The sequence below is a fragment of the Streptomyces uncialis genome (assembly GCF_001905345.1).
GTDB lineage: Bacteria > Actinomycetota > Actinomycetes > Streptomycetales > Streptomycetaceae > Streptomyces > Streptomyces uncialis.
Genome location: NZ_LFBV01000003.1, coordinates 535,409 through 546,239, shown reverse-complemented (window position 1 = coordinate 546,239; position 10,831 = coordinate 535,409). Strand labels below are relative to the sequence as shown.

The following is a 10,831-nucleotide window of genomic DNA, read 5'->3' as shown; positions in this document are numbered from 1 at the left end:
GCGCCCCGCGGTGCCCTCTCCCTCGTCCGGCGGCGGGGACGCGTCAGTTCAGGAAGGCGCGGCCGGAAGGTCCCGCGTGTCCGGGGGTGCCGCTCGCCGGTGGTCCGTCGGACGTATCCCGCGGATGCGCTTGAACGCCGTGCTCAACGCGAACGCGTCGGCGTAGCCGACCCGGCGGGCCACGGACGCCACCGTGGCGTCGGTCGTCCGCAGCAGGTCGCTCGCCAACGACACACGCCACCCCGCCAGATAGGCCATCGGCGGCTCGCCCACCAGCGTGGTGAAGCGATGGCCCAGCGCGGACCGGGAGACGCCCGCCTTCTCCGCCAGCGCCCGTACCGTCCACGGCCGCGCCGGATCGTCGTGCATCAGCCGCAGCACCTCACCCACCACCGGATCGCCGAGTGCCCGGTACCAGCCCGGCGCACGCGCCTCGGGCCGGGCGAACCACGCCCGCAGGGTGTGCACGAGCAGCAGGTCGAGCATCCGGTCGATCACCACCTGCTGGCCGGGCTCGGCCCGTGCCACCTCCGCCGCGACCAGGTCCAGCATCGGACGGTGCCGGTCCGCGGCCGGGACCCGGAGCACCGGCGGCAGCGCCCTCAGCAGCCGGTCGCCGACCTCCCCGCCCCCGCGGTACATACCGGTGAGCAGCATCGCCGATCCCTCGTAGCGCTCGCCGCATGTGCGCAGGTCCAGCCGGACGTCCCCGGTGACATCGACGCCCCCGGCCGTCACGCACCGGTCCGGGCCGTGCACCTCGATGTCCGGCGCCGTTGTCGGTGTGTCCGCCACGGTGTGCGGCGCGGAACCCGTCACGACCACCAGGTCGCCCGGCTCCACGCGCACCGGCCCGGCGCTCTCCGGCAGTACCCAGGCGGTGCCGGAGAGCATGGTCATCAGTGACAGCGGGGCGCCGCCGACGAACCGCAGCGACCACGGTGGATCGAGGACCGACCGCCCGAAGACGGCGCCCCGGGCGCTCGTTCCGTGCAGAAGGTCGGCGAGCGCGTCCACCGCGTGATCCTACTGCCGGGCCCCGGGAGGGCGGAGCGGCTGGACGAACGCACATCGTTCCCGGCGCCACAGCCATCGGCCGTGCCGCCTGCGGGCGGTTGGCTGACCGGTATGACGATCGATCCGACACCCGCCCCGCGAGGACCCCGCGCGGACACCGACACCCCGACCGGCGCCGGTCCCCGGGCCGGCCGACGGGAGTGGACCGGCCTGGCCGTGCTCGCCCTGCCGACCCTGGTACTGGCCCTGGACATGAGCGTGCTCCACCTCGCGTCCCCGCAACTGGGCGCGGATCTCGGGCCGACCGGCTCCGAGCTGCTGTGGATCATGGACATCTACGGGTTCATGATCGCCGGATTCCTGATCACCATGGGAACGCTCGGTGACCGCATCGGCCGACGCAGGCTGTTGCTGATCGGAGCCTTCGTGTTCGGTGTGGCATCGCTGCTGGCGGCGTACGCCACCAGCCCGTTGGCGCTGATCCTCGGCCGTGCGCTGCTGGGGGTCGCGGGTGCGACGCTGGCGCCGTCGACCCTGTCGCTGATCAGCAATATGTTCAAGGACGCCGGTCAGCGGGCGGTGGCCATCTCGGTCTGGATCTCCTGCTTCATGGCCGGGATGGGCATCGGGCCGGTGGTGGGTGGCGTCCTGCTGGAGTGGTTCTGGTGGGGGTCGGTGTTCCTGCCGGCCGTGCCGGTGATGGTGCTGCTGCTGGTGGTCGGGCCGAAGGTGCTGCCCGAGTACCGGACGCGGGACGCGGGGCGGCCGGATCCGACCAGTGTGGCGCTGTCCCTCGCGGGTATCCTCCCGACGGTCTACGGTCTGAAGCGGGCGGCCGAGGACGGCTTCGGGCCGGCGCCGGTCGTCGCGATCGTGGCCGGTGCGGTGTTCGTGGTGCTCTTCGTCCGCCGTCAGTTCCGGCTGGACGAACCGCTGTTGGACCTGGGCCTGTTCGGTGACCGGTCCTTCCGTGCCGCGCTGCTGATCATCCTTGTCTCCACCGCGGCGGGCGGCGGCCTCTATCTGTTCGCCACGCAGTACCTCCAGCTGGTGGCCGCGCTGCCGCCCCTGACGGCCGGGCTGTGGCTGATCCCGACGGCCGTGGCGAGTGCCGCCGGTTCCCTGGTCGCGCCGTCCCTGGCCCGTCGGTCGCGGCCCGGTCATGTCGTGGCGGGCGGACTGGCGGTTGCGGTCGCGGGTTATCTGACGATGGCGGTGGCGGGCGCGGACTCGGGGCCGGTCCTCGTGGCCACCGGCATCACCTTGGTCTTCTTCGGGGCGGGCCCGATGACCGCGCTGAGCACCGATCTGGTGGTGGGCTCCGTACCGCCGCGCCGGGCGGGCTCGGCGGCGTCGATGTCGGAGACCGCCACCGAACTGGGCATCTCGCTGGGCGTGGCGGTACTGGGCAGCCTGGGGACCGCCGTCTACCGCGGCCGGATCGAGGGCTCCCTGCCCGAGGGCGTCCCGGCGGACGCGGTGCGGCACACCGAGGACACCCTGGCGGGCGCGACCGCCGCGGCACGGGAACTGCCCGCCGCGGTGGGGGACCGGCTGCTGGAGACCGGGCGCGAAGCGTTCACCGCGGGCATGAACATCGCCGCTCTGGTCGGCGCCGCTCTGGTCGCGGCCCTGGCCGTGGTCTCCGCCCGCGCGCTCGGCCATGTCCGCCCGACCGGCGCGGCGCCCCCGCAGGCGGAGCCGTCCGGGGAACACGCCCGCGGCCCGGCGACCCCCGGCCCGGCGACCCGTACCCCGGGCGCCCGGACCAGCGACCCCGATCCGGGCCCGGACGCCGTACGGGACCCTGACGGGTCCGGTCCGCTCAAGGGGTGAGGTCGGAGCACGGCTTCGTGAGGAACATGCGCGGTAATCGCCCTGTCCCGTAAGGGGCACGGAACGCGATGTGTTCTGGGAGGCGGTGTCCATGGACTCTCCCGATCTGCCGGCCGGTGCGCTTCCCGGCGCGCGCGACACGAGGGAAGACCCGGGCCCTTCACCGGCCGGGACGCCCCCGGGGCCCGGCGGTGCGGAGCGCGGCGACCTCACGGCCCCCTTCAAGGCGCCCGTGATCAGCCTGCCCAAGGGCGGTGGCGCGGTCCGGGGGATGGGGGAGAAGCTCTCGGTGAGCCCCGCGACGGGCACCGCCACCCTCACCGTCCCGCTGCCGCTGAGCCCGGGACGCGGGGACTCCACCCCGCGACTGCGCCTCACCTACGACACCGGGACCGGGAACGGCCCCTTCGGTATCGGCTGGAGTCTCGATCTGCCCGCCGTGACCCGCCGGACCGACAAGGGCGTACCGGCCTACGACGACGACTCCGGTGACACGGACGTGTTCCTCCTGTCGGGCGCCGAGGACCTGGTGCCGTGTCTCGACGCCGACAGCCGTCCGCCGCGGCGGCCCCGGACGGTCGCCGGGGTCACCTACGACATCACCCGCTACCGGCCCCGGACCGCCGTGGGACGAACACCTTCGACCCCGACTCGCTCTCCGATGTGATCCTGCGCCTCAACTACACGGCACGCGAGGGAGGGGAACCGCTGCGCGGGGCGGCCGCCGACGCCGCCCGCGGCCGACTGCCCGGCGACGGACGCCGGTTGCTCGACGTCCGGCGCGATCTGCCCGACGCCTGGGCGGCGCTGACCCGGCGCGGCCGGGAACGCCGCGAGCTGGAACTCGCCCTCACCCCGGCGATGTTCCCGCTCGTACCGGCCCGCCGTGTCACCCATGTGGACCGGATCGGTGTGCTCGTCGAGGCGCCGGGTGCCCGGCCGGGCGCCTGGATCGAGCTGGTCTTCCGGCCCGCGCCGCACTCCTGCGCGGGTCCCTGCGCCTGTGCACGGATCACGGTGCGCTGTGTCGCGGGCGGCACCTACCCGGGCCTGTTCCACGGCGAGGTGGAGCTGCCCGGCGCCGCTCGGGGCCCTCGGCCCGGGCGGGCCGACCCGTATCGGCACCTTCGAGTTCCCCGGGGAGCCGGACCGGGTCCGCGAGGTCTTCCTGCTGCTCGACCACCGCGCCCGGCCCGACCGGGACTCCCGCGAGGATGCTCAGACGTTGATGCGCAACCGGTCCAGCGGCTCCACCAACTCCTCCTCCTCGTAGTCGAGATGAGAGGTCAGGATGCGGTCCAGTACCTGGGTCAGGTCCTGGACCTCACCCATCCGGCTGTCGTCCTGGACAAGGGTGACCAGCGCGGCGTCGAGCCGGGACAACGCCTCGGCGATGACCTCGTGCTCCTGCTCCAGCCGCTCGACGACAGGCCCGAGCGAGTCCTGCTTCTCGCGCAGCTCGGGGAACATGAACTGGTCCTCGATGGTGTGGTGCGTGGTGAGGGTACGGCTGTAGGCGGTGCAGAACGAACCGAGGGTCCAGTAGTTCTGCCGCAGGGTGAGACTGTTGATCATAGAGCGGGCCGACGCGGCGTCCTGCCGGCCCGCCGCCACCTGGGCCACCGCGTCACGGATCTGCCGCATCTCCTGGCGCAGATTGTCATGGATACGCACCAGCCGGGTGCCCGTGCCACCGGGGTGGCCCGCTGTCGCGGGCCGCTTGGGCGCGCGCGGCCGGGTCGCCTCGCCGAGCGGGTCGGCGGACCACAGGTCGATGTGCTCGGGCGCCCGCGTCAGCTCCACCGCCGCGTCGTCGTCCGGGGCGGGGGAGGAGCCGCCCCGGGCGGCGCCCACGGCCTCCCGGACCAGGGGCGCCACCTCTTCGGCGAAGGTGCGCAGCTCGCGCTCGGGGTCCGCCCCGGAAGGGGCGAGGACGAATCCGCTCATCCCCTCGGTGAGCGCCAGCTCGGTCAGCTGCCGCGCCCACTGCTCGGGCGGCCCGTCGAGGAAGCCGTCCGAGGCGAGACGGGAGAAGCGTCCGGCGACGGTGTAGATACGCCGGACGGCCGCCGGGTCACGGCCCGCGGCGAGTGCGGCGTCGTCGATGGCGCGGCCCATGGCCGTCAGTTCGCCCGGCGGCGCGTACATCGACGAGGGCAGCCAGCCGTCCGCGAGCCGCCCGGTGAGTTCGAGCATGCGCCTCTTGTACGAGCCGACCCAGATACCGAGGGGATGCACCGGGAACGGGCCGGGGCGCGCACCCGCCAGGGAGTGGTGACGGCCCTCGAAGTCCACGCCGGGACCGGGCGTCCACATCGCGCGGATGACGGTGATCGCCTCCTCCAGCGCGTCCACCGCCTCACCCGGTGTGCGGCGGGGGCCGCCCAGCGAGGCGATGGCGTCCCAGAAGGCGCCCGCCCCGATGCCGAGTTCGGCCCGGCCGCCGCTGAGGATGTCCAGGGTGGCGGCCGAGCGGGCCAGTACGGCCGGCGGGCGCAGCGGCAGATTCGCGACGTGCGGGAAGAGCGTCACGCGTTCGGTCCGGGCCGCGAGATGGGTCAGCAGGGTCCAGGTGTCGAGGAACGCGGGCTGGTAGGGGTGGTCCTGGACACCGAGCAGTTCCAGTCCGCTCCGGTCCGCGAGCGTGGCCAGCCGTACGAGGTCGTCGTGGCCTTCGGCCGTCGGCGTCAGGAACGCGCCGAACCGCAGGTCGTGTCCGTGGTCGGTCATGAGGATGTGGTGCTTTCCGTTGAGCGGACGGCCCCTTCGGGCGGCCGGGAGGGGAGGCCCGCCGGTCCGGCGCGGCCGGTCAGCAGGTGGTGGCGGAGTCGTCGAAGCCGACCGTGCGCCAGATGCCGCCGAGGGCCGTGAGGTCCTCCGGCGTGAGCTTGTCGAGGAACTCGGCCCGGAGGCTGCTGAGGTGAACCTTGCGGGCCCGGCGGTACGCCCTGGTCCCGGCCTCGGTGAGGACCGCGTCGAAGCCCCGGGCGTCGGTGGAGCACTTGCGCCGCTCGACGAAGCCCTGGCGTTCGAGGTCGTCCACGATGCGGGTGAGCCCGCTGCGGCTGATCAGCAGGGACGCGGCGAGCTCCTTCATCCGCAGATGGCGTCCGGGGGCCTCGGCGAGGGTGAGCAGCACCTCGAAGGAGGACATGGGAAGGCGCTCGGCCGTCATCAGCTCACGGTCGAGGGTGCGCAGGAGTCGCAGATGGGTGGAGAGGAGTCCGAGCCAGGCCGCCCGCTCGGCGCGGTTCAGCGGGCGGGCGGGCGAGCTGCCCGCCGGGGTGTCCGACGGGGTGTCCCGGCGCGGGCCGTCGACCTCGCGGGCCGTGGTCTCCCGCTCCTCGTGGGTGTTCCGCAGGCTCATGGCCCCTCCGAAAGGTTGGTTCCACAACGAATTATATCCGGAGTCCTTCCGGTGGGTGCGGGTCCGGCGGGGCAGTCGCCGGACCGGTGGTCCGATCGTGTCGGGCCGCCTATGTAGTTCGTTCTGCAACGAAGGTAAGCGGGACTCCGGTCAGGGGTCAAGCGTCGCAGGTGGGGGGCGCTCTCCGGGGGCGGCGTCCAGGGGATTGCCTGTCCGGAGGCGGTGCGGGTGGTGTTATGGTTCGTTGCAGAACGAACTAGATTGCTGGCTGGTCACCCCATCGAGCTCCGGGTGACCGCCCCCGGGACGGACACCCGGCCCCGCCCGTTCCCGGGAATCGCCCCCACAGAGACCGGCAAAGGAAACCCTCACGATGAACACACCCCCGACGCCCGACCTGTACGAGGAACACCTCGTGCTCGCGGCCGAAGCGCGCCGTCTGCTGTTCACCGGCGCCCGCACCGCGAACTCCTTCACCGACGAGCCCGTCCCCGACGAGACCCTCCGGGCCATCTGGGAGCTCGCGAAGTGGCCACCGACCTCGGCCAACACCAACCCGCTGCGGGTGCTCTTCCTGCGCTCCGGCGACGCCCAGCGGCGGCTGATCCCGCATCTGGCGGAGGGCAACCGGGCCAAGAGCGTCTCGGCCCCCGTGATCGCCGTCCTCGCCTACGACACCCGGTACAGCGAGCACATCCCGCGGCTGCTGCCCTTCATGCCCGAGCTGAAGGAAGCCCTCGAATCGGACCCGGTGGGGCACCAGGAGCACGCGCGCTTCAACTCCGCCCTCCAGGCCGGCTACTTCCTGCTCTCGGTCCGTGCCGCCGGTCTGGCCGCGGGCCCGCTCGGCGGCTTCGACGCGGACGGCGTGGACGGCGAGTTCTTCCCCGACGGCCGGCTGAGGTCGTTCCTCGTCGTCAACATCGGCAAGCCCGGCGACAACCCCTGGTTCGAACGGCTGCCCCGCCTGGAGTACGAGGAGGCCGTCAGCTGCCTCTGAGCCCCGACGGACCCGGCGCGGGCCGGACGTGAGCGAGCGCCGCGGGTCCGCCGGGACCCGGTACGACGCGGGCCCGCCGGGACCCGGTGCAAGGGGTCCCGGCGGGCCCACCGCCGTCAGCGCGCACCCGTCGTACCCGGTGCACCGGCGTACCCGCCGCACCCGCGGCACCCTGCGCCGTGACGCCTACCCGCCGAAGAAGGCGTCGTGCACGGTCACGCTCGCGGTGCCGCCCTGCTTGTCGGTCACCCGGGCACGCAGGGTGACCGACTCGCCCCTCGCCGGGTTCCGCACCGTCGCCCTGGCCCCGGTCACCGTGAGTTCCCGCCATGTCCGACCGCCGTCGTACGAGGCGTGCGCGGTCAGCGACCTGACGTTGCCGTTCGCCGCGGCGCCGTGCACCTGGAGCGGAATCCGCTGGACGGCGCCGGCCGGGGCGGTGCTGTCCGGGCCGACCCGCGCACCGGAGAAGCGCACGGTCGAGATCGGCATCATCACCTCGTCGTCCGTCGGCGCCGCGGCCGCCCGGAACGTCCACGCGGCGTCGATCCGGCTGCTCACCCGGGCCGTCGCCGTGTCGCGCAGCACCGAGGTGGTGAGCGTGAACCGCCCGGCCTCCCGGCCGATCGGTACCGACCTCCCGCCGGTCAGCGCGTCGGGGATCTCGCCGATCCTCGTCCCGTTCCGGTACAGCGTGGTCCTGGCGGACCCGATGCCGGACGTTCCGGAGTGGCCCCGGCCGTCCGAGAACAGCGGAATCCGGGGGACCAGCTGATCGCCACGACGCGAGAAGCCCGACCCTTGGTCGAGCAGCGGACCGAAGACGGCGGTGTTGAACGTCTCCCGGTGGATCCTGCCCGCCCGGTAGGTCCTGGGCCCGGACTCCAGCACCGCTTCCGTCCGGTCACCGCCGCCCGGGTCGTCCCCGGTGAGCTGGCCGAAGCGGAAACTCCATCGCACCCCGTCGCCCGTGGAGAGCCGCACCGTACGGGTGTCGGGCAGCGGCCACGCGACACCGAAGCCACGCATTCCCCAGAGACCGCCCGACAAGTGCGGGCTCGGCTCCAGAGTGGCCCTTTTGCCAGCGGCCGGGGCCCCGAGAGCCACCTTCACCGTGGCGAACTCCGCGGGCCTGAAGACGCGGCTGTATCCGGTGGCGAGCCGTTCCACCCGCCCGCCGGAAGCCGCGTGGTACTCGGTGCGGTCGGCTTTGCGCCAGAGCCCGTACCAGCCCTGGCGCAGCGACCCGTCCGTGACCGGCGGCCCGAGGTGCGCGACGTTCAGCGTGGCGAACGACTCCCCGGGGTAGAACCCGCCGATGTCCTCGCCGGCCGACCCGGTCCGGGCGTACTCCATCCCTCCCGCGGCCCGCGGGGCCCCGGGATCGGGCCCGGTGATCCGCACCGGCCTGGCCCGGCGGGCGTCGAGCGTGACCGTCCGCGCCCTGTCGATCACCAGCTTGGGCTGCACCAGCGCGTCGAACCCCTTGGTGGGATCTGCGGGGTCGACCGGACCCCAGGCGTCGAGCACGTACTCGCCCCGGGTCAGCCGGACCACGGGATCACCGTCGGCGGACGACAGGAAGTGGTACCCCGGTTCGAGCGAGTCCACGGAGGACACCAACGCCCCGAAGTCCCTGCTCGGCCTCCCGTCCCGGCCGATGGTCCGGAAGGTGATGTCGTACGACTCCACCTCGCGCTCGACCGACACGGTCGACCGGACGGTCAAACCGGCCCCGGACGCCGTGACCGTGGCCGCGAAGTGGCCGTCCTCGCCGCCCACCCGGGTGTCCGCGGTGACCTCGACGGAGGCGGTCCCCCCGGCCGGGACGGTGACCCGGTCCGCGCCCAGGGTGAAGAACCCGGCCGGTGCGGGTCTGTTCCCGGGACCGTGACCGGCCACCGCCAGATCGAGGACCGCGTCCGCCGGGCCGCTGTTGCGATAGGTCAGCTTCCCGGTGACCGGTGTGTCGTCGCCGTGCGGCCACCGCTGCTCGCCCAGGCCGATCGATACCTCGGTCGGGGTCACGGTCTGGCCGAGTGCCCGGTCGACGGCGATCCGGCCGGTGCCCTGCTCATAGGCGGTGTGTCCGGTGTCCGCGGCGGACGAGGCGAGCGCGCCGCGCAGTTCCGCCGCGCGCCGGTCGGGATGCTTCTGCTTGAGCAGCGCGGCGGCCCCCGCCACATGCGGGGTCGCCATCGACGTACCCGAGATCGCGGTGTAGCCCGGGATGCTGCCGGGGGCCCCGGTGCCGGCGGCCGCGGCGGCGACGATGCCCACACCCGGCGCGGTCACATCGGGTTTGACCACACCCCCCGCGTACCGGGGGCCCCTGCTGGAGAACGGGGCGAGCCGGTCCGCGCGGTCGACCGCTCCGACGGTGAAGGCGGCGTCCGCGCTGCCCGGCGAGCCGATGACGTTCCGCCCCGCGTTGCCCGCCGCCACCACGAAGAGCACACCCGTCTCGGCCGTCGCCCGGTCGATATAGGCCTCCATCGGGTCGATCGCGGGATCGGCGTCGCCCGTGATGCTGAGATTGACGATGTCCGCGCCCTGCTCGACCGCCCACTCCATCCCCGCCAGGACGGCCGACTCGCTGCCGCCCCCGTTGTCCTCCAGCACCTTGCCGCTCAGGATCCCGGCCCGCGGCGCGACGCCCCGGTGGGTACCGTTCGACCGGGCTCCGCTGCCCGCGGCCGTGGACGCCACATGGGTGCCGTGACCGTTGCGGTCGGTGGTGTGCGGGGATGTGCTGAAGTTCCGCGCCGCGATCACCCGGCCCGACAGATCGGGGTGGTCCGCGTCGACACCGGTGTCGAGGACGGCGATCCGTACGCCCTGGCCCTCCCATCCGGACCGCCATGCCTGGGGCGCTCCGATCTGCCCGGTGCTCCGTTCCAGGGCGGCCTTGACCACGCCGTTCAGCCAGATCCGGCTGATCCCGGACGCCGTGGTCCGCGCCCCACCGCGACCGGCCTCGGTGAGGGTGTCCCACAGCCGCGGCGTACCGGTCACCGCGTCCGCGTTCAGGGAACGCAGCGGCCGGTCGCGTTCCGTACCGTCGGCGGCCCGCACGGACCTCCGGGCATCCGGACCGGCGGCGCCCCCGTACTCCACGATCAGCCGCAGCCCGTCCCGGTGCGCCTTCCGGCTCTGCGCACCGCTCAGCCCGGTGACGTCGAACAGCCGTCGGTCCAGCCTGCCGTCCGCGATCAGCCGGCGCGCGTCCCGCGGCACCACATAGGTGCGACCGCGGTCGGTGTGGGTGTGCACGGGGACACCGGCCCGCCCTTCGGCGGGCTCGAATCCGGCGACCTCGCCCCGGGCGTCGACCCCGACCCGGTCACCGGTGATCAGCGTGACCCACACCGGGTCGTCGGACCTCTGCCGTGGTGCCGCCGCGTCCCCGTCGGGCGGCGGGGACGCGGCGGCGTTCGCGGCGACGGCCGTCCCGGCGACCAGCGCCATGGAGACCGCGACGGCGAACGCCGCCACCCCGGAACCCTGTTGTCTGTGCTGTCCGTTGAACACATGCCCCCCTGAGCGAGGTTCGCGGGCCCGCGCGGGCCCGCTCACTCAGGAGAGGCGGGTCCGGTGGGCAGGGGCGTTGA

General features: G+C 73.6%; 7 protein-coding genes. 3 read left to right on the top strand and 4 right to left on the bottom strand.

What is annotated here, in order from left to right; genetic code table 11:
- Positions 1–48: 48 nt before the first annotated feature.
- Positions 49–1,017 carry an AraC family transcriptional regulator gene (locus tag AB852_RS16255; protein ID WP_073788686.1) on the bottom strand — a complete coding sequence of 323 codons (969 nt, stop codon included), beginning with the start codon at positions 1,015–1,017 and terminating at the stop codon, positions 49–51.
- A 111-nt stretch (positions 1,018–1,128) separates the two neighbouring features.
- Between AB852_RS16255 and AB852_RS16250 the strand changes: the two genes are divergently transcribed.
- Entirely contained in the window at positions 1,129–2,853 is a 1,725-nt protein-coding gene (locus AB852_RS16250; protein WP_073788684.1) for an MFS transporter, read from the top strand.
- Between the two features lie 91 nt (positions 2,854–2,944).
- Positions 2,945–3,520: a SpvB/TcaC N-terminal domain-containing protein gene (locus AB852_RS16245; protein WP_079184708.1), complete on the top strand. Its 576-nt coding sequence runs from the start codon at positions 2,945–2,947 to the stop codon at positions 3,518–3,520.
- 551 nt (positions 3,521–4,071) lie between these two features.
- On the opposite strand, the gene AB852_RS41500 is transcribed toward AB852_RS16245, so the two are convergent.
- A complete protein-coding gene (locus AB852_RS41500) occupies positions 4,072–5,583 on the bottom strand; it encodes an LLM class flavin-dependent oxidoreductase (protein WP_073788680.1) in 1,512 nt (503 codons plus the stop codon).
- A 79-nt stretch (positions 5,584–5,662) separates the two neighbouring features.
- A complete protein-coding gene (locus AB852_RS16235) occupies positions 5,663–6,220 on the bottom strand; it encodes a MarR family winged helix-turn-helix transcriptional regulator (protein WP_079184650.1) in 558 nt (185 codons plus the stop codon).
- A gap of 373 nt (positions 6,221–6,593) precedes the next feature.
- Here AB852_RS16235 and AB852_RS16230 point away from each other — a divergent pair, with 373 nt between their 5' ends.
- A complete protein-coding gene (locus tag AB852_RS16230) occupies positions 6,594–7,220 on the top strand; it encodes a malonic semialdehyde reductase (protein ID WP_073788678.1) in 627 nt (208 codons plus the stop codon).
- A gap of 186 nt (positions 7,221–7,406) precedes the next feature.
- Here AB852_RS16230 and AB852_RS16225 read toward each other — a convergent pair whose 3' ends face one another.
- Positions 7,407–10,715 carry a S8 family peptidase gene (locus AB852_RS16225; RefSeq protein WP_245876800.1) on the bottom strand — a complete coding sequence of 1,103 codons (3,309 nt, stop codon included), beginning with the start codon at positions 10,713–10,715 and terminating at the stop codon, positions 7,407–7,409.
- Positions 10,716–10,831: the final 116 nt, after the last annotated feature.

Coding starts and splice junctions, on each gene's coding strand:
- AB852_RS16250 (WP_073788684.1), top strand. CDS start 1,129: ATGACGATCGATCCGACACCCGCCCCGCGAGGACCCCGCGCGGACACC.
- AB852_RS41500 (WP_073788680.1), bottom strand. CDS start 5,583: ATGACCGACCACGGACACGACCTGCGGTTCGGCGCGTTCCTGACGCCG.
- AB852_RS16245 (WP_079184708.1), top strand. CDS start 2,945: ATGGACTCTCCCGATCTGCCGGCCGGTGCGCTTCCCGGCGCGCGCGAC.
- AB852_RS16235 (WP_079184650.1), bottom strand. CDS start 6,220: ATGAGCCTGCGGAACACCCACGAGGAGCGGGAGACCACGGCCCGCGAG.
- AB852_RS16230 (WP_073788678.1), top strand. CDS start 6,594: ATGAACACACCCCCGACGCCCGACCTGTACGAGGAACACCTCGTGCTC.